Below are 18,974 nucleotides of genomic sequence, written 5' to 3'. Positions count from 1 at the left end.
CTCGGCCCGGCGCGTCCCCTTCACTGCACGAGAGTTGCCATGATTCGCCCAGCCGCCATTCTGATCGTCGCCGCTTCTTTTTTCGCCATCGTTCCAGCTTCGGCACAGCAGGCCGCGACAGGCAAGTTCGACGCACCCGCGCCGCCGCCGCCATTCACCGATTTCCGCTACGAGTCGCCCGGCACCACGCGCAAGATCACCCCGGCCGATATGCCCGCGCCGTATGCGACCAAGGGTGTCGGCAACGGCGCGCGCATGGTGCCGCGGCCTGCGGATGCGTGGCCGAAGGCACCGCCGGGATTCAAGGTCGAACTGTTTGCGCAGGACTTGAAGAATCCGCGCCAGATCCGCCGCGCACCGAACAGCGATATCTTCGTTGCAGAGACGAGCGCCGGCCGCATTCGCGTACTGCGCGGCATCGGCGCCGACGGCAAGCCGCAGCAGGTCGAAGTGTTCGCGAGCGGACTCGATGCGCCGTTCGGCCTGGCGTTCTATCCGCCCGGCGCCGAGCCGCAGTGGCTCTACGTCGGCAACACCGGCGCGGTCGTGCGCCTGGCGTACCGCAACGGCGATCTCAAGGCGCGTGGACAACCCGAGAAGCTCGCCGACCTGGCGCCCGGCGGGCATTCGACGCGCGACGTGGTTTTCTCCGCCGACGGCAAGCGCCTGTTCGTCGCGGTCGGTTCGCGCTCCAACGTCGACGATCCCGACACGACGCCGGAAGAGAAATTCCGCGCGAATATACTTGTATACAAACCCGACGGCAGTGAGCGCAAGGTGTTCGCCGGCGGTATTCGCAATCCAGTCGGGCTCGCGATCGATCCGAAGTCGGGCGAGCTGTGGACCAGCATTAACGAGCGCGACATGCTCGGCGACAACCTCGTGCCCGACTACATCACCCATGTGCAGGAAGGCGGCTTCTACGGCTGGCCATGGTGGTACATCGGCGCCAACCAGGACCCGCGCCACGCCGGCAAGCATCCCGAGCTTAAGGACAAGGTCATCGTGCCCGACGTGTTGATCCAGCCGCACAGCGCCTCGCTCGGCCTGACGTTCTATGACGGCAAGCAATTCCCGCCCGAGTACGCGGGCGACATCTTTGCCGCAGAGCACGGTTCGTGGAACAAGGCAGCGCGCGCCGGCTACGAGGTGATCCGCGTGCCACGCCACGGCACGGCACGGGCCAGTGGCGAGTACCAGGATTTCCTCACCGGCTTCGTCCTCGACAATGGCGACGTCTGGGGCCGCCCGGTCGGCGTCGCCGTGGCAAGCGACGGATCGCTGCTCGTCACCGACGACGGCTCGGGATCGATCTGGCGCGTGAGCTACGCCAAGCCGTGAGGCTATGCATGCGTTCGGACTTCGCCTAACATGCCTGCCGTCCGGGCCTATAGCTCAACGGTTAGAGCAGAGGACTCATCGAAAGGTGCCGCCGCGCGGAAACGCGCGGACGGGAACGGGATGAATTCAGGGAACCCTTCTCGGCTCATGCCGATGGCAACCCTGAGCCAAGCCGGCGGTGCACCGCCGGAAGGTGCAGAGACTACCTGAGGACTTCAGCGTCCTTGATGACAGGCTAGAGCGTCCCGCACCCTACCAGCGATCGCTGCGGGTGAAGAGATAGTCCGCACCGAATGGAAACATTCGGATCATGTGAATCCTTTGGTTCTAGGTTCGAATCCTAGTGGGCCCACCATCAAGTCGCAGTAGTGGAGAACTTTGCCGCCTCACTGCCCGAAAAGCCCGCCGTGTCGCGGGCTTTTCATTTTTGGTTGGACTTAGAGAAGGGTGGAAGGGGCGTTTATCGCCTAATTGGCAACGGCGTCTCCGTTTGCGCATCGCGAGGACCAAAGGAGCGTCCGTAATCCGCCAAGCGAACATAGAGCGCCCAGCGCCGCGAAAATAGCCACTGCGCTAAATCTTCTTGCCATTCTGCCACATGGAGAAGCTCTCCTTGCCAGGAAGAAGATCGTTTGCATTGTTATACGCAACTTTCTTCGACTTCCCCTGCAATAGATGGAGGTTAAGAATAGTTTGTACGAACTGGGAAGCCGCTGCACCGTGAATCGACGATTCGGGTGCTATCAAACTGTCGCAAAAGGGTAAGTTTGAAAAATCTGACGCGAAGGGCGGCATTCCGTGTTCGCAGCAAAGCGAAATGAAAATCTTCTTGTCTGCTCCGATTGGAGAAAGCGATGCACCGATCTGCGTGGGCGTTGTGGCGCCTCCAACGCCAAAGTAGAGCGCTGTTGAGTCTCCGTGCCCAATCAGAATTATATGTGTATAGCCTTTTTGATACCGATTCCACCAACCGGAAAGCTCTGCAAGAGAGCGAATCGTAACGCTAGCGATATGGTCGTCTGGCAACAGCAGACGAGAGAATTGGAGAATGCTCTTGGACAGCGGCGAAATAAGTGAGATCTCTGTATCGAAGTCTCCAATTGAAATTATTGCAATTCCGATCTTTGCATGCGCCTTAGAGGAGCCGATGCTGCCAGAGACGATTCCTCCTGGCAGGTCAACCTTTATCGATCGCGCAGAGACCGAATTAACTCGCTTTCGAACCATCGCGAAAATCTCGCGATCCCCATCTGGCAACAATGAAGATGGCACGTACACCAGTTGATTGGGCTTGAACTTGCTCATCGAGACACTGCCTTTGATTTTGACCACACCGAAAGCGCCAGTGTGAATGACCAGCTAGGGGCGCACTGTCCTGCGCAGTTCGCCATGCAAGCGTATGGCGCGACCATACTTGAACGCCTGAGTTCCTTCAACGGCACTTTGAAGCGAACGGCTTAGGGATGCGTTCCACGACTCCCCTGAATGCTCTTCATTACCGCTTCGACCAAAGAGATGCTTGGGGAATCGTCTGCGGAAAGACCGGGGCCGGGTCTGTATAGAGCGGAAAGCATTGCGTTGATATTTGCTTCGCTTGCGATTGCGCCAGAGTTGTCTTGACGACTGAATGCTAGAAGCGTCCGGACCATAATCGATCTCTCCCGAGCATCTTCCATCCGTAAAAGCTGATCAACTAATTGGCGGTTCGCCAGCCGCGCTAGCCAGACGGTGACAAACGCGCAGCCACCAACAACAATGGCGAAGGTGAGCCAAGGAACTGGTCCTTCGGTTTTGTACGAACTGAGAAGAAGTGCCGAAGAAATCGTGGCTGGAAATCCGATGGCTAGAATCCACATCATGTAGTTTCGCCATGTGCCTACGGAACGGCGATGCAGCCGCTCCTTGCCTCGCCAGTATGAAAAAGGCGATTTCGTTTTCAGCTTCAGGTCGTAGGTTCTGCGCAAGGCAGTCCAATCATCGTTGAAGGAGCGACGCTGGTCTCTAGCATTTGCGCGGCTAAGCCGCAGCATTCTCGCCAAGTCCGACCTACCCTCATTAAGGGTACTTTGTAGGTTCAGTACCAAAGTCGCGCCATCCACCGTCGACCTATTTGTGTTTTCCAAAGTGCGCGCCAATAGCGAAGCGCTTTGTTCCGCAGCTTCCCTTACTTCCTGCGCATGCCGTTTGACAGTCTTGGTAGCAGATGCAGCAGGTATCGCCTCAAGGAGGGCTGTGACCGCAAAGCCCAGAGTTTGGTTACCGTAATTATTTAGATCTGGACCGAGATTTGTCGACCTGCTGATCGACATTAGAAATGAAGAAAGTGCGGGGCTTGTATCGGCCAGATTCAGAATCGAAGCACCCGTGGCAGTGGTTGAGAGTACTACACGTCGCTGATTCAACAGTTCTTGTAGGACTCCGACTGCTTGGTCGCCTCCGACTATGGAGCCGTCGTCCTGTCGTTTTATCTGTTCCCTGATGCGGGCCCAATGAGCTGGGAGGTCATCATTCGACTGCAAATTGCCTGCTACTCGCGCGACACCCGTTACTCTCTTCACCCATTCTGACCAAGTTGTGGTTTCCTTGGCCACAAAGTCGAGCACGGCCTCTTGAGATTCGAACTTCTGACGAATGCCGAATGGTGGTACAACTACCTCTCGAATTTTCTCGGCTGACATGTTCCCCCCTGGATTTTAGTTATGACCAATCGTACTTCGTTAGAGCTTGGTTTTTCACTGGAGCGGTAATAATTCATTCCAGTTCACAAAACGTTCTCTGACAAACCCACGAGATGGGCACGTGACACCAGCGCAATAGTCGCTTGGCCGTCCAGGCGGGTGGATGCAGTCCGGATACGAAATGCTCAGCGATGTCCGGCGCCAAGAATGCCAGCGATAGGGCTCGCCCGACATAGCGATTGTCAACGCCTTCCTGCTTTGCGAACTCAGTCGCGGTTAGTGGATCATCGGACATCAGCTGATCCCAGAACTTGAATCCCGTTCGGATAGCTTTGAGGATATGCGGGTCGGGCTCCGCGACTTTGATCTTGTCGGGCGAAATCACCAACCGTCGTTCCACGCCACGCCGCTTCATGATCATCGGTAGCGTTTGCTCGAGCCGAATCGGCTTCGAAGCAGGAATCTGCGCCGTCACCGATATCTGATATTCGTGAAGTACGACGCGGGCGACCCAACCCAGATAGTCGGTCTGTCCCGCGGCTTCGATCATCCGCAACAAGGCGTCGATCTCGCCCGCACTCATCCGCTCGCGGCTGGCCGCACCGACGACCTCCGCCCGGTCCGAGACCATCGCATCCACCATCTCCCCAACTCGTCGCTCGATTTCCGGCGCCGACAGTCTCCAATTCGTGCCTGGTCTCTGGTGCAGCAGATCGTTGTCAAGATGATCCGGATGCGAAATGTAGTAGGATCGAGTGAACACTTCCCTCGGCGTCTTGAAGTTGTCTCGCATACGTGGCCTTTCGTTGAATTGTCTTGCAATCTGGCCGCATTTTGCTCGGCTTGCCAGGCGTCCCGACGTTCGGTCGAACGAATCAAGTACAATCCGCGCGCCCAAAAAGGGCTCCACAAGGAGGCGTGTCATGTCATCCAACAATTTCTGCTTTCGAGCGCACTAGCAAACGCCGCAAGGGCTTCCCATCCGAGCAACGCGTCAAGAAAGGCGATCGCGTTGTACACGGAGACAAGGAGTTGATTCGAGAAGCTCGGGCGCAACGACCCATGTCCATGCGGCTCGGCGAGGTTGTTTCAAGAACTGTTGCCTTGAGGCCGGACAGCTAGATGGGTCCAACCGTCACTACTATCGAAGGTAGCACCAAGGGGTGGCAGCGATGCCACCCCTTTTTCGTTCCAGCCTAGCCATTCGACCAAGTGGACCGCGGCGGTGAGCTTCGGTATCTTCTTCCACATCGTGGGTCGCGGCCGTCGACCTCGAACGACAAGCTGGCGACCAGGGGGTAGTGTGCAGGGCACAATTGCGCAAATCGTGGCGCTTGTTGTTCAAGGAAACGCCTATATTCGCAGCGCGGATCAAGCTGTGGCATTCCCCGCTGCTCACAGCACACTCGCGTTCTGCGAGTTCGTCAAATTCGTGGACCTGAGACGTTCTGGAGCAGGTCTGTCTGAAACGGCGTTCGCTGCTGATCCCGCATCGTGGATTGAAAAACTTCGACAGAATGAAGTTCAATCCATTCGGATGGCTTATATGCCAAGTGGTGAGACGCAGACTGGACCCACAGATCGCATGCTAGTTGGATTTGTCGGCGGCGGCGGCCATTGGCTTCTGAAAACGGCAGGACCCAAAGGGTCTGACTACTGGGAAGGCCGCTGGGTAGTGGGCGACCAAAACCGCTCTGATCGCAAAATTTGGCAAGTGACCTACGGCCGCATTGCCGTCAACCAGCCGTCTCAACTTGGACCTCCTGCCGACCTAGAAAGCTTGAAGCGTCGCCTAGTCAAAAACCTAAAGGAAATATCCGCTTTTGCTCGCCATCACAACTTGGATGGCTTTGCCAAAGCTTTTGAGGCTGGGCTGTCCCATCTTGAGTCCTCGTCACCAGGGAATGGCCTCCACCACAACGATATGCTGTCTTCTCGCATGCCGCTGACTGCTGCTCAGCTGCTATCTGCTGCCCAATCAGCATGGGTCTTTGGTGGCATGGGTTCTTGGAATGACCTAGGGTTTGAAGGCAACGAACAGCGCAAATACGACAATCTTTCGGAAGAGCTCTATCGCCTTCTCAACGATTCTATTGTTGCTGCAGCCAACTCCACCGCTTCAAATGACGGTTCACTTCCGCACGCCAAGGTCGGAAGGCGCCCGTGGTGGCGACCATGGGCTTGATTCGGTGATTTATTCATTCCGAACCCGTACCCCAGCCCATCTTTTCAAGTGAACTATTGCGATTTCTTACGGGGCTGATTTGGGGATTGGGGAAATCGACGATGAATCTGCTATCTCTAAGCGATCCGCGCTGGGCTTACTATCGTGGCGGCTACAACCGAGCCGTGCTCGACGTGGTGTCATTCCTTACGAAGCTCCAATCTGGCGTGATAAGTGAACGCGATTGGGCGATCCTTTGGGATGATCTACATCATCAGGGCGATGTCGGCGAGGCATCCTACGCAGTTGTTCCTTACCTCGTAGAGTATGCGCGCGCAGCGAAAGTCATCGAGTGGCATGTTTTTGGCTTTACGGCCGTTGTTGAACTCGAGCGCACAGAGAACCGAAACCCGCCGGTTCCGGCTGAGATCGAGCTCTCCTATCGCGCGGCTCTCAATGAGCTTCCTCAAATCGGTTTCAACCGCACCGAAGCCTGGGGCGAGCACGCTTTTGAACCATTTATGGCGTGCCTTGCTCTGAGTCTCGGGCGGAGAAACCACGCACGTGCCTATCTGGACATGACCGAAGCCGAAATAGAGGGCTTCTACCGATACATGGAAAATGGATAACCCTTGCGAAAGCCAAGAATCCTATTGACCACGTTAGTACTTGTTGTCGCTCCAGCGGCCTTTTGCGCGTGGTCATACCATCTGGCGAATTCTGAACAAGCTTTCGATCCCACAAAGGCGCGTCTCGCCTCATTAGCGATGAAAATCGAAGCGTACCAGCTAGATACCGGAGACTTGCCGAAGGACCTCACCGATCTTGTTGCAAATAATGGAATCCCGCGATGGCGGGGCCCATACGCAAAGGAAGCGGAGATTCAAGGTTTGCGCAACAAGTCGGTCGAGTATCAGGTTCTCTCAAAGGAAAGTTTCAAGCTCTCTGCAATAGGTCGTGGCGGAGTAAGAGTAGAGCGCACTCACGAGCCGTGATGACAACTATACTGAAACGATCTAGAGCCATCGAAACGAAAACTGTTGAACATGAGAAATACAGTCTCTGGCGACAAAACACTAGGGTGAATCAGGGGGCTTAGGCCATGCAAACAAGCATTGCGCGGGTTGAGAAGCACGGCGAACTAATTCTACTTTGCAATGGAACGAAATGGGCCGTCAACTCATTCGAGGCCTTTCATACCAGGATGTGGTTCTCGGGTGACAAGATTGAAACCTCGATGTCGTCACTCACAAACATAAGCCGCCAGAACAAAAAAGTGTCAGCTCGACAGGTTTGAGAAGTGCGATCTTCGATCAGAGTCGCACATCCACTGGTTCGCTTTCGAGTGCAAGGACTCCGAACACGCATTCATGCACGCGGTACAGCGGCTCGCGGTCGACGAAACGCTGAAGACCTTCTATCCCGAGCGCGAATTCGCGGATCGCGAGCGATTGCTTCGCACGCAAGCCGCGCTGGCGCAGGCGCTCTAGGTTTTGTGGCTCGGTGTATTCAGGTCCGTAGATGATGCGGAGGTACTCACGGCCGCGACACTTGATCGCCGGTTGCAGCAGGCCTCGCTTACCGCGCGCGAGGCCTTCCACAGGCTTGATAACCATTCCTTCCCCGCCTTCGGCCGTCAGCGTTTCCCACCACTGCACGGCGGCGGCGACGCTCGCTTCGTCGGCCAGGTCGACGTACAGGTGGCGAGTCTGTCGAAACAAGGCGGCGTCGGTCGCGGCCAGGCGACCTGCGACGTCGAGATGCCAGCGATGATCGCGCGCGAGGCCCATTAGCCCTTCACTGGCCAGCACATGGAACGGTGCGATCTTGAGGTCGTTGAGATTGTTGACCGACCAGCAATAGTGTCGGTATGCATCGACGAAGCGCGTGGCGTCAGCGTGTCGAGATGCGTTCTGCGCCTGCCACCCTTGCACGTCGATGCCGCGCGCTGCTGCCGCTGCCAGCCATTCGCCGGCGGCGCTGAGAGCCGATGTCGCCGCCGCGCCCGTTGGCGCGTACTGCTCACGCAACAATTCCTGCGCTTTGGCTGACCAAGGCATCAATTCGGTGTCGAGCACGATCCAATCGGACTGCAACTCGTCCCAGAGACCCGCGTGCTCCATCGCGAGATCGAGTCGGTCGAGCAGTGCGTTCTCTAGATCGCGGTCGTTGAAGAAGCGACGGCCCGTGCGCGTATAGAGCACCCCACGCCCGTCGTCGCCGATACCCAAGCGACGCTGTGCAGTCGCCGCATCGCGACACAGCACGATGACCGCGCGCGACCCCATGTGTTTTTCCTCGCAGACCAGCGATGCGACGCCTTCCTGCCGAAAAAACGCCATCGCCTCCTGGGGGCGTTCCAACAGGTCGCCGTCCTTTGCCGTTTCCGGGGGCGCCATCGTCGGCGGCAGGTATACCAGCCAGCGCGGGTCGATCGCGAAGCGACTCATGACTTCGAGCGCCGCAATGCTGTTCTCCTCGCGGATCGTGACGGTGCGGAAGACGCGCGTTTCGATTACCCGCTTACCCGAGACGTCTTCGAGGTCGAGCAACGTCGCTTCACGTGCTTGCGCGGTCATCGCGTCTTCCGCCGGGATCAGCGGCTTGATCGGCGCGTAATATTCACGCGCCGCCGCTACCGACACGAGTTCCTTCTCCGGATAGCGCAACGCGGTGAGCTTGCCGCCAAACACACACCCCGTGTCGATGCAGATCGTGCGATTCACCCACTCCGCTTCCGGCACGGGCGTGTGCCCGTAGACGACCATTGCCGGACCACGATAGTCGCGGGCCCAGTCGTAGCGAACCGGCAAGCCAAATTCATCCGTCTCGCCCGTGGTCTCGCCATACAGGGCAAACTCGCGCACACGGCCTGAAGTGCGTCCTTGCAGCTCTTGCTTGAGACCCGCGTGGGCGACGACTAACTTGCCATCGTCGAGCACGTAGTGGCTCACAAGCGCGTCGATGAACTTGGCGGCCTCGCGCTTGAACTCCTCGGGCTCGGCTTGCAATTGTTCGAGCGTTTCGGCCAAGCCGTGCGTCACGCGCACGTCGCGACCAGCGAGCTTCCGCTGCAGCTTCACGTCGTGGTTACCCGGCACACACATTGCGGTGCCATTGCCGACCATGTGCATGACCAAGCGCAAGACCCCCGGCGAATCCGGGCCACGGTCGACCAGATCACCGACGAAGACGGCCTTGCGGCCTTCGGGCGCGGTGACTTGCGGCGCTTCGCGCGTGCCGCCGATGCCATAGCCAAGACGTTCGAGCAGCGTCACCAACTCATCACGGCAGCCGTGCACATCGCCGATTAGATCGAACGGGCCATGTTCTTCACGACGATCGTTCCAGACTTTTGTACGCTCGATCGTGGCCGCCTCGACGTCCTCCACCGATTTCAACACAGTGAAGTTGCGGAAGCCTTCGCGTTCCAATCCGCGCAGGCCCTTGCGCATCGTCTGCTGCTGGTTGCGAATGACGTGAGGACCGAAGTCGCGGTCCGGGCGCGAAAGATTGCGGTCCTGGCACACACGCTCGGGCAAGTCGAAGACAATCGCCGACGGCAATACATGGTACTCGCGCGCGAGTTCGACGAGACGCTTGCGGTCCTCCGGGCGCACATTCGTCGCGTCGACGACGGTCAGGCGACCCGCGGCGAGGCGCTTGCGCGCGATGTAGTACAGGACATCGAAGGCGTCACTGGTTGCCGACTGGTCGTTTTCGTCGTCGGCCACGAGCGCACGGCAGGCATCGGACGAGATCACCTCCGACGCAAGGAAGTGCTTGCGAGCAAAAGTGGACTTGCCACTGCCGGACGGGCCAATAAGTGCAACCAGGCTGAGCTGGGGAATGCGGATGGTCATCGGATTGTCGAAAGAGATCAGGCGGCGTCGCGGGTGAAGATCGCCATTTGGGTCGGAGGGCCGACCTCGGGGTCATCCACGCCGACGGGCGCGTATCGTACGACGTAGCCATTGCGTTCGGCGACGCCATCGGCCCACGCGTGAAACTCAGCGCGAGTCCACTCGAAACGGTGGTCCGGGTGGCGGAACTTGCCGGCAGACAACGCAGGGAAGCGCACGTTGTACTCGCTGTTCGGGGTCGTGATGACGACCGACGGTGGCTTCGCGAATCCGAACAACGCACGCTCGAACGCCGGCAGGCGCGGCAGATCCATGTGCTCGATGACCTCGATCGCACATGCAGCGTCGAAACCCTCGATGCGGCGATCGCGGTACGTCAGCGCGCCGTGCGCGAGCGTGATGCGCTCGCGCTGCATCGGTGGCATCCGATCGAAGTGCAGACGCTGCGCGGCGTAGTCGAGCGACCGCAGCGACACGTCGATGCCGAGTAGGTGCTCGAACTGTCGATCCTTCAGCAACAGGCCGAGAAGGCGGCCTTCACCGCAACCGAGATCCACCACGCGACGCGCGCCAAGGTCACGCAGCACGTCGACAACGGCATTCATGCGCTGCTCGTTGAGACTGAGCGGACGTTCAATCGCTTCCTCCACGGCCTCCTTGCGAACTTCCTGTGCTTCAATCTCGTCTTCTTCATCGTCGAGAAGGCGAGCGAGCGCGGCGCGCACGAGCGGCTTGTGACGGCGCAGGTATCGGCCGACGATCGCTTCGCGTTGCGGATGCGCGGAGAGCCAGGTGCCACCCTTCTCGAGTAGCTTGTCGATCTCATCGTTGCCGACGTAGTAGTGTTTGTCGCCGTCGATGGCGGGCAGCAGCACGTACAGGTGCGTGAGCAGGTCGCGCAGGCGCACGTTGCCGGACAGGCGCAAGCGCACGTAGTAGCTCTCGCCCCATTCCAGAAATCTCGTGTCCAGGGGAAGGCGTTCGACATCGACTGCGTAGCCGAGCGGCTCGAACCAGTTGCGCAGCAGTTCCTCACCACCGCGACACCGCAGGACCGGGATTTCTGCTTCCAGCGGGATCGGCGCGTCCGCAACCTCTTGGCGCCCCTTGCTTGTCCCCGCCATCGCCGTGCCGAACACGCGCTTGAGCGCGACTGACAGGAACGAACTCGCGACGTACGGGCGATCGTTGACGTACTGTGAGAGCGACCCTTCGCCGTCGCCGCGACCTCGCACAAGGCCCACAGGATCGATGTCCAGCATCAATACCGCTGTGCAACGGCTCTCGTCAGCCTGCGGGTAGAAGACGCGCGCGGTCCCGAACGGCAACTCGACTTCGTGCGCCCGATCCGGGTGCTTTACGAGGAGGTAACCGAGGTCGGTTGCGGGTTGAACAGTAGTGGATAGCGACAGCAGCACGATAATTCGGGTATGGGAGGAATTGTTCAGTCTACCGTAGACAGCCCAAGGGCATTTCGATCAAATGCGCCATTGCGTAGGCTCGCGCCTGCTATCGCAGGGAGGTGGACGCTGTGAGCCAAGCGCAGTTGCGAGTAACTACTCGCCCAAGTGGATCGGTGTGACGTGTCGCGCTAACCAAACGCCAGCCATGTCCTGCCACGGTTCGTCGCGGTAAGATCTGAATATTCGCCGAGCGGACCGCGATGATGCGATACCTCTTCTTTCTACTCGCACTATCTGCCACGCTGCTAGCCTCCTGCGTCAGAGATCACGAGTCTTCAGCTCGGTCAGCTAGTTCCGAAGCGGATGCAGCAGTGATTGCAGCAGCACTGGAAGACTTTGCGAATTGGAAGGATGTGACCTTCGGCGAACTCGAAGGCGTACTCGAACTGGAATCCAGCTCGAGTGCCGACCCACACGCCACGGTTGGAGATATTAAAGCGCTCGCGCCCGAAATCTCCGGTCAATTGGACGACGAGATCGTGAGCGCATTTATAGTGCGAAATAGATCCCCTTTGTCGATGGCTTCGCTCTTCTCAGGATCACGCTGGGCCCGTCCGCAACCACCAGGTTCCAAGAATATCTATAGATTTGGACCGCCTGACGGAGCGAAGGCGGTCGGGTCTCTAACTTTGCCGGGCTATAGCGCAGATGGATCGAAAGCCCTAATACAGATTCATCATTCCTGGTCTATACACGGTGCCGTCGTGACCTATGTGTTGTCGAAAAACGACGGCACTTGGCGAGTAGTGGCTAGAGACCAAGCAGTTTTCCTCTGACGTCATGCGCTCGAAGCAGAGAAGAATTTTTGCATTCCTGTGGATTTTCGCGGCGCTGGGCGGCTGTGACTATTCGTCGCCACCCGCGTACGAGAATCGTGATCAGCCAGTAACCGCCGCGGATGTCGAAATTCTAGACAAGGCCAACGCACTGTTGCTCAGCGAATCCAGCTGGAATCGAAACGACACCAGGAAGTGCCCGGCCGAAGCCAAGATGCTAAGTCTCTTCTGTGCCCTCCACGATGCAAGCATCGAAGTGCTTGGTTCGTACGATCACAGACGAGTAGCCCTTCAGGAAGTTCGATTTATCATTGAGGACGTGTCGGGCGGTCGCAAGTTCCAGCATCGCCTGATGGATTTCAACAATCTTCCTACAACAACCTTCGGTGACGTCAAGAAAGTCTTGGCCATGGCGCGAGCTAAAGTTGTGGCGCGGCTGCCCGCGCCAACGCATACACCTAGTAGCGGTTGAGCGAATGGCTGCGCGCCGACACTGGTCCGTGATACCAGCGGCTACTGCGGGAACGGCGCGCCAACGCTGCCGATATAGCCACGCGCGGCGAGTAGTTCGCATTGCCTAGTCGCTCCCTGTTCCTTCCCTGTTACGTTCCCTGATCGATTCCCTGCTACTTATGAGCCGTCGAAAATGGTTTTTGCACAAAAATGGCGTCAGACGTGGTCTGCAGGGCAATCCGGTGACCGCAGAGGCGTCGTTTTCGCAAAAATTTCCCTGTTATTTTCCCTGTTAACGGGAATTTTGACCGGAGACGGGTACCCGGCGGACTGCCCACACCACCATTCAGTTGCGCGCGCAGCGTACTTGGCTGCTACAAAGCTAGAAAAGCCCGCCTTGTCGCGGGCTTTTCTATTTCCGTTGGTCGCCGGAGACGAAAATAGGGGTATTTCCCGCCTCATACAAACGCAGCGTCTCCGTTTTCGCATCGGGGCGACCAACCAGGGTTGATGGTCGGCCAGAAAGAAAGCGTTCGCCAAGACTCCCGATTCAATCCGGACGTAACATCCAAATTTGTAAAATTGGGAAATCACTTTCCAGATTTCTCATTCCTTGCCTCAATTGCAGCCGATATTTCGTGGATCAGATCTAGGTACACAGAAAACACGGCACAAGCCCTGTCGTGCTGGACAGCCAGGGGCACCAGAAGCTCTTCCAACTTTAGCGGCGGTCGGCCGCCAATGCCGTACGAGACGCGTTTCTCGGCACGATTCCTCGTCACCCATTGGGTGTGACCGAGTTCGAAGCGTGCGGGGATACGGTGATGCTGCTTGTTTCGGAAGTTGTCGGTTTGATCTGAGAAGGACTCATCATCAAGCAACAACAACGCTGCCGCGAATGGCGCAAAGGTAGGCCAGCCCGCGGCAACCTTGCGCATCACCTTCAGACCAATATTGCGCTCGTCAGGTAAATCATCTTCTTTTGCTCCCGCTCGTGTGAGCAAATTCGCTTGGTGCGCAAGATGACTCACCGAGTAGACGAATCGCTGGGCAAGGAGATGCGGAGCGTTAAGTAGGAATGACGCCAATGGTTCGAGAAATTCCGACACGATCGCCAACCGCTCTGATTCGTCGTAATTCGGCAAGACCTTGGTCCAAGCTTCAAGCTGATGGTAGTGCCGTACCACTGCGTTCAAATCGTTCGCGATCTGCTGCGGATGCTCTACCAGCATCGAATCGATCATGACAAGACGAAGTCCCTTTTCGAATTTGAGCGCTAAATCGGGGTATGGCGTCAGCTTTAGCGCAAACGGCATTGGATCGGCAGCCGCTCTGTAGTCGCTATAAGCCTTCTTGAACAGTTCGGTTTCTGCAGCGAGCTCCGGAGAAACAAGGGTATTGGCTTTTGCGTCGGGCATCGGATGCTCGCCGAGCATGGAAGTAGGGGTATGTTGGAGCACAATCTCGCAGGCTTCGTATATTCCTTTAGTCGTAAAGACAGTAGAAAGAGGATTTTCTACGGTCTTCAACAGGGCCTCAATTCCCACATCGAGACGGCCAACGAGCGTCAAGGCACTAAACTAGTACCTGCAGTTCGCACGGCCCCTTTCCGTACCTGCACGGATGCGATTCATTTCTTCGAGCCGGCGTCTCAAGATCGTCAGCTCACGAGATACATTGCGCTCTTCGCCTTCAGGCGTGCTCGACGCGGCCCTAGCGCGCGGCCGCCGCGAAATCACTTTGCAAACCTTGCGGCAAGCTGACAATTTGGTTCCGGATTGATCGGCCGGAAAATGTTCTGGCCAGGTGATAGGCGCGCATCCAATTTTGCGCTAGCTTGTACTGGTAGTGGGGATCTTTGTAGCCGAGCCCGTACGGGGGTGGCACGTATCTGTTTCCCGTTGCTCGCAGAGCGGTACTTCGGGGCAGGTGAGGTCGCGAAGTCGTTTGAACCGCAACTAATCGTTCTTGGGGCAGCCAATGCATGTGTCGAAGGTGGTTTGTGCGCGCCGCTTGCGTCTGTCTTATCTGACTACGCTCTCCGTCGTGGCGTTGCTTGCGGCACAGCTGTGGGGCGGCGGCATAGCGTGGGCGGTCACACCGGTGACCGCGGGATGCACGGGGACGACGGGCGACATGGCGGGGCTTGCGGCGGCCGTTGCGGCAGTAACCACCGGCCAAACAGCTGAGATCGATCTCGTCGCGGGCTGTACCTACACCTTCAACAGCACCACCCCGGGGCCGCTGACGCTGGCGCAAGGCATCACCCTGACGATCGAGGGAAACGGCGCGACGATCACGGGTGCCACAGGCGGCGCGATCGTCTCGGGAGCGTCTGGCGGAACGACGCCGAGCACGCTCACGGTGGATAACGTCACCTTTTCGCAGAACTCAGCGCTCTCAGGCGGCGCCATCTACGACCTGACCTACAACAGCACGCTCCACGTCACCAACAGCAGGTTCTCGAACAATTCGGCAGTCAGCGGCAACTCCGGTGGCGGCGCCATCTATGCCAATGGCGGCACGGTAACCATCGACAGCAGCACCTTTGCGTCCAACCACGCGGACAATACCTTTGAGGCTGGCGGTGCGATCTTCAACAGCGGCGCCACTGTTACGATCACGAACAGTACCTTTTCTGGAAACACCGCGAACGGAACGGGTTTCTCGACCGGCGGTGCCATCTACAGTAGTACTTCCGCGGTGTTGAACGTCACCAACAGTACGTTCTCTGGGAATAGCGTTGGTACTTGGGGCGGCGCAATCAATAGTTATGGTGGCTCGCAGGTCATCAAAAACACGACCTTCTCTGGCAACACTGCGGGCACGGCAGGGGCAGCGATCTACAACAGCTTCACCGGGTTCACGTTGAGCGGCAATCTCTTCAGCACGAACAAGGTTGGCAGCACGGCACAGGCGTGTGTCAATTCGTCCGGGGCGCTGACTGACCAGGGGTACAACGTGGCCGACGATGCCACGTGCTTCAACGGTGGGACCGGCGACGTGACCACCACCGCGACGTTGATTGGGCTCGGCAGTCTTGCCTCCAACGGCGGCCCGACGCAGACGATGGCCATCACGTCCGGCAGTTCGGCCTATCACGCCGTCGCCGCAGCGAAGTGCCCGGCAACGGACCAGCGCGGTCATCCCCGCCTGGCTGTGAGCACGACGTTCTGCGACGCCGGGGCGTTCGAGGTCGATACCGCGACCACACCGATCACAGTCACGGTCAACGGCTCGCAGATGTATGGGTCATCGAGCCCCACATTGACCGATACCGCCAGCGGCGGTTCGGTGACGGGCACGGTCAATTGCACCGGCCTGACGGTGACCGGGAACGGCATCACGACGCCGACCGCGGTCAGCTCCACACTCGCAGCTGCGACGGGTTATGCGCTCGCGGTCACCGGTTGCAGCGGTCTCTCCACCGATGCAGCTCACACCATTTCGTATGTGGGTGGCACGTTCAGCGTGACGCCCGCGACCATCAGCGTGACCGTCACCGGCAGCCAGACCTACGGTGGCTCGCCGACGTTCGGCTACCCGGCCACGACGGGTGTTGCCGGGACGGCCACATGCACGACGGTGAACGGCGGCACCAGCATCGCCCCGACGCTCGCCGCAGGTGGTTCGTACACGATCGACGGCACCAGTTGCAGCGGTCTCTCCACCGACACATCTCACAGTATTTCGTATGTGGGTGGGGCGTTCACGGTGTTGGCGCCGACGCTCCAGTCCATCGCCGTCGCGCCCACCAATCCTTCGGTCGCCAAAGGCCTGACCCAGCAGTTCACCGCCACCGGCACTTACAGCGACAGCAGTACCGCGGATCTCACTTCCACAGTGACCTGGTCATCCGGCACTACGGCCAATGTCACTATCAGCACCGCAGGCCTTGCGACCGCGGTCAACACGGGCACCAGCCTCATCGGCGCCACTTTGGGCGCAATCAATGGCTCGACGACCATGACGGTCACCGCACCGGTGCTCCAGTCCATCGCGGTCACACCGGCCAATCCCTCGGTCGCCAAGGGCCTGACCCAGCAGTTCACCGCCACCGGCACTTACAGTGACAGCAGCACCGCGAACATCACTTCCACGGTGACCTGGTCATCCGGCACCACAGCCAATGTCACCATCAGCACCGCCGGCCTTGCGACTGCGGTCAACACCAGCACCAGCCTGATCGGCGCCACTTTGGGCGCAATCAATGGCTCGACGACCATGACGGTCACCGCACCGGTGCTCCAGTCCATCGCGGTCACACCGGCCAATCCCTCGGTCGGCAAAGGCCTGACCCAGCAGTTCACCGCCACCGGCACTTACAGCGACAGCAGTACCGCGGATCTCACTTCCACAGTGACCTGGTCATCCGGCACCACAGCCAATGTCACCATCAGCACCTCTGGCCTGGCCACGGCGGTCAACACCGGCACCAGCCTGATCGGCGCCACGTTGGGCGCTGTCAGCGGCTCGACCACGATGACGGTGACCTCACCGGTGCTGCAGTCCATCGCGGTCACACCGGCCAATCCCTCGGTCGCGAAAGGCCTGACCCAGCAGTTCACCGCGACCGGCACCTACAGCGATAGCAGCACCGCGAACATCACTTCCTCAGTGACCTGGTCGTCTGGCACCACGGCCAATGTCATCATCAGTTCCTCCGGCCTGGCCACGGCGGTCAACACGGGCACCAGCCTGATCGGCGCCACGTTGAGCGCTGTCAGCGGCTCGACGACGATGACGGTCGCGTCACCGGTGCTCGAGTCGATCGCGGTCACACCGGCCAATCCCTCGGTCGCGAAAGGCCTGACCCAGCAGTTCACCGCGACCGGCACCTACAGCGATAGCAGCACCGCGAACATCACTTCCTCAGTGACCTGGTCGTCTGGCACCACGGCCAATGTCACCATCAGCACTGCTGGGCTTGCGACTGCGGTCAACACCGGCACCAGCCTTATCGGCGCCACGTTAAGCGCGGTCACCGGCTCGACCACGATGACGGTCACCTCACCAGCCCTGCAATCCATCGCGGTCACACCGGCCAATCCCTCGGTCGCCAAAGGCCTGACCCAGCAGTTCACCGCCACCGGCACTTACAGCGATAGCAGCACCGCGAACATCACTTCCACGGTGACCTGGTCATCCGGCACCACGGCCAATGTCACCATCAGCACCGCAGGCCTTGCGACCGCGCTCAACGCCGGCACCAGTCTGATCGGCGCCACGTTGAGCGCTGTCAGCGGCTCCACGACCATGACGGTCACCCAGGCAACACAGACAATCACGTTCACCTCAACGCCACCGACGAACGCGGTCGTCACCGGCAGCTACAACGTCAGTGCCTCGGCCAGTTCAGGGCTGGCGGTGGCGTATTCGATCGATGCGAATTCGGCCGCAGGTGCTTGCACTATTTCAGGCAACGTCGTGTCGTTCACCGGCGCGGGCAACTGCATCATTGATGCGAATCAGCCAGGCGACGCCAACTACGTGCCTGCGCCACAGGCGCAGCAGACAATAGCGATCGGCAAGAAGACCACCACCGTCTCGCTCGTCGTCGCACCTGACCGCATCGCACTAGGCCAGTCGGTGATGATGACGGCGACTGTCGCGGGCGATCCGCCGACCGGTACGGTGAGTTTTACCGACAACGGAAACACGTTGCCGTGTTCGCCGGTGACGCTGGTGCCCGGTGCGACCAGTTCGACAGCCGTTTGCACCGACACTCCCACCGGAACCGGGTCGCACACGATCATGGCGACATACAACGGCGACGGCAACTTCTTAGCGGCAACATCGTCGGCATCGGTCGTAACCGTGTTCGCGGATACTAATACTAGCGCTGCCCCAGCACTCGATCGTTGGGCCACGGCCCTGTTGGCAGGTTTGCTGGGTTTGGGTGCGTTCTTGCGAATCCGTCGAGTGCGTCAATCCGTCTGATAGAGAAGCGATGCGGCAAGGCGGCCAACCAGAGAGATGATCGCCAAACTCGCTTGCGTGCCATCGGCGCGACTTTACGCCGTGGGTGACGAGCCACGCGCATAAACCGAGCGATGCTCAGCGGCCGAGTAATCAGCATTGCCTGGTCGTTCCCTGTTCCTTCCCTGTTACGTTCCCTGATCGATTCCCTGCTACCGATGAGCCGTTGAAAAGGGTTTCTGCCCGGAAATGGCGTCAGACGTGGCCTAAAGGGCAACTGTGACTGCAGGGGCGTCGTTTTCGCGAAAAATTCCCTG

Annotated in this window: 13 protein-coding genes and 1 pseudogene; 8 read left to right on the top strand and 6 right to left on the bottom strand. The window is 59.0% G+C overall.

The annotated features are described in order from the left end of the window. Positions 1-39: 39 nt before the first annotated feature. The gene (locus F455_RS0104020; protein ID WP_018971983.1) at positions 40-1,341 is read left to right on the top strand and encodes a PQQ-dependent sugar dehydrogenase; all 1,302 of its coding nucleotides are present in this window, start codon (positions 40-42) and stop codon (positions 1,339-1,341) included. A gap of 573 nt (positions 1,342-1,914) precedes the next feature. On the opposite strand, the gene F455_RS22850 is transcribed toward F455_RS0104020, so the two are convergent. From F455_RS22850 to F455_RS21825, 3 genes are all read right to left on the bottom strand, one after another. Next, complete coding sequence (locus F455_RS22850; RefSeq protein ID WP_157578415.1) at positions 1,915-2,646, bottom strand: hypothetical protein; 732 nt, start codon at positions 2,644-2,646, stop codon at positions 1,915-1,917. Between the two features lie 152 nt (positions 2,647-2,798). Further along, on the bottom strand, positions 2,799-4,019 hold the full coding sequence (locus tag F455_RS22845; RefSeq protein WP_157578414.1) for a hypothetical protein: 1,221 nt from the start codon (positions 4,017-4,019) through the stop codon (positions 2,799-2,801). A 73-nt stretch (positions 4,020-4,092) separates the two neighbouring features. Continuing rightward, complete coding sequence (locus F455_RS21825; protein ID WP_018971982.1) at positions 4,093-4,812, bottom strand: hypothetical protein; 720 nt, start codon at positions 4,810-4,812, stop codon at positions 4,093-4,095. A gap of 258 nt (positions 4,813-5,070) precedes the next feature. Between F455_RS21825 and F455_RS23620 the strand changes: the two are divergent. The 4 genes and pseudogenes from F455_RS23620 to F455_RS23615 form a co-directional block, all read left to right on the top strand. Next, a pseudogene (locus F455_RS23620) lies at positions 5,071-5,127 on the top strand (SEC-C metal-binding domain-containing protein); the annotation flags it as partial. A 195-nt stretch (positions 5,128-5,322) separates the two neighbouring features. Continuing rightward, positions 5,323-6,204, top strand: coding sequence for a hypothetical protein (locus F455_RS22840; protein WP_157578413.1), 882 nt, complete (start codon positions 5,323-5,325; stop codon positions 6,202-6,204). Positions 6,205-6,305: 101 nt separating this feature from the next. Then, a complete protein-coding gene (locus F455_RS19695; RefSeq protein ID WP_018971981.1) occupies positions 6,306-6,812 on the top strand; it encodes a hypothetical protein in 507 nt (168 codons plus the stop codon). A 3-nt stretch (positions 6,813-6,815) separates the two neighbouring features. Next, entirely contained in the window at positions 6,816-7,178 is a 363-nt protein-coding gene (locus F455_RS23615; RefSeq protein WP_425413735.1) for a type II secretion system protein GspG, read from the top strand. Between the two features lie 318 nt (positions 7,179-7,496). Here F455_RS23615 and F455_RS0104005 read toward each other — a convergent pair whose 3' ends face one another. Beyond that, positions 7,497-10,046, bottom strand: coding sequence for a polynucleotide kinase-phosphatase (locus tag F455_RS0104005; protein ID WP_018971980.1), 2,550 nt, complete (start codon positions 10,044-10,046; stop codon positions 7,497-7,499). Positions 10,047-10,063: 17 nt separating this feature from the next. Next, on the bottom strand, positions 10,064-11,464 hold the full coding sequence (locus tag F455_RS0104000; RefSeq protein WP_020684048.1) for a 3' terminal RNA ribose 2'-O-methyltransferase Hen1: 1,401 nt from the start codon (positions 11,462-11,464) through the stop codon (positions 10,064-10,066). Positions 11,465-11,820: 356 nt separating this feature from the next. On the opposite strand from F455_RS0104000, the gene F455_RS22835 reads away from it, so the two are divergent. Together F455_RS22835 and F455_RS0103995 are read left to right on the top strand one after the other, a co-directional pair. Further along, complete coding sequence (locus tag F455_RS22835) at positions 11,821-12,285, top strand: hypothetical protein (RefSeq protein WP_157578411.1); 465 nt, start codon at positions 11,821-11,823, stop codon at positions 12,283-12,285. A 4-nt stretch (positions 12,286-12,289) separates the two neighbouring features. After that, entirely contained in the window at positions 12,290-12,757 is a 468-nt protein-coding gene (locus F455_RS0103995) for a DUF6197 family protein (protein WP_018971978.1), read from the top strand. A gap of 571 nt (positions 12,758-13,328) precedes the next feature. On the opposite strand, the gene F455_RS0103990 is transcribed toward F455_RS0103995, so the two are convergent. Further along, the gene (locus tag F455_RS0103990) at positions 13,329-14,309 is read right to left on the bottom strand and encodes a hypothetical protein (RefSeq protein WP_157578410.1); all 981 of its coding nucleotides are present in this window, start codon (positions 14,307-14,309) and stop codon (positions 13,329-13,331) included. Positions 14,310-14,718: 409 nt separating this feature from the next. On the opposite strand from F455_RS0103990, the gene F455_RS21820 reads away from it, so the two are divergent. Then, positions 14,719-18,678, top strand: a complete 3,960-nt coding sequence (locus F455_RS21820) for a beta strand repeat-containing protein (RefSeq protein ID WP_020684046.1) — start codon at positions 14,719-14,721, stop codon at positions 18,676-18,678. Positions 18,679-18,974: the final 296 nt, after the last annotated feature.

Origin of the sequence: Rudaea cellulosilytica DSM 22992, assembly GCF_000378125.1 — a bacterium.
GTDB classification, from domain to species: domain Bacteria; phylum Pseudomonadota; class Gammaproteobacteria; order Xanthomonadales; family Rhodanobacteraceae; genus Rudaea; species Rudaea cellulosilytica.
Note: the sequence above shows the minus strand (reverse complement) of the source record. Positions and strands in the feature narration are given on the sequence as shown.

Bases quoted from the DNA above. Each gene is read 5' to 3' on its own strand.
- F455_RS0104020 (WP_018971983.1), top strand. From the start codon at position 40: ATGATTCGCCCAGCCGCCATTCTGATCGTCGCCGCTTCTTTTTTCGCC.
- F455_RS22850 (WP_157578415.1), bottom strand. From the start codon at position 2,646: ATGAGCAAGTTCAAGCCCAATCAACTGGTGTACGTGCCATCTTCATTG.
- F455_RS22845 (WP_157578414.1), bottom strand. From the start codon at position 4,019: ATGTCAGCCGAGAAAATTCGAGAGGTAGTTGTACCACCATTCGGCATT.
- F455_RS21825 (WP_018971982.1), bottom strand. From the start codon at position 4,812: ATGCGAGACAACTTCAAGACGCCGAGGGAAGTGTTCACTCGATCCTAC.
- F455_RS19695 (WP_018971981.1), top strand. From the start codon at position 6,306: ATGAATCTGCTATCTCTAAGCGATCCGCGCTGGGCTTACTATCGTGGC.
- F455_RS0104005 (WP_018971980.1), bottom strand. From the start codon at position 10,046: ATGACCATCCGCATTCCCCAGCTCAGCCTGGTTGCACTTATTGGCCCG.
- F455_RS0103995 (WP_018971978.1), top strand. From the start codon at position 12,290: ATGCGCTCGAAGCAGAGAAGAATTTTTGCATTCCTGTGGATTTTCGCG.
- F455_RS21820 (WP_020684046.1), top strand. From the start codon at position 14,719: ATGCATGTGTCGAAGGTGGTTTGTGCGCGCCGCTTGCGTCTGTCTTAT.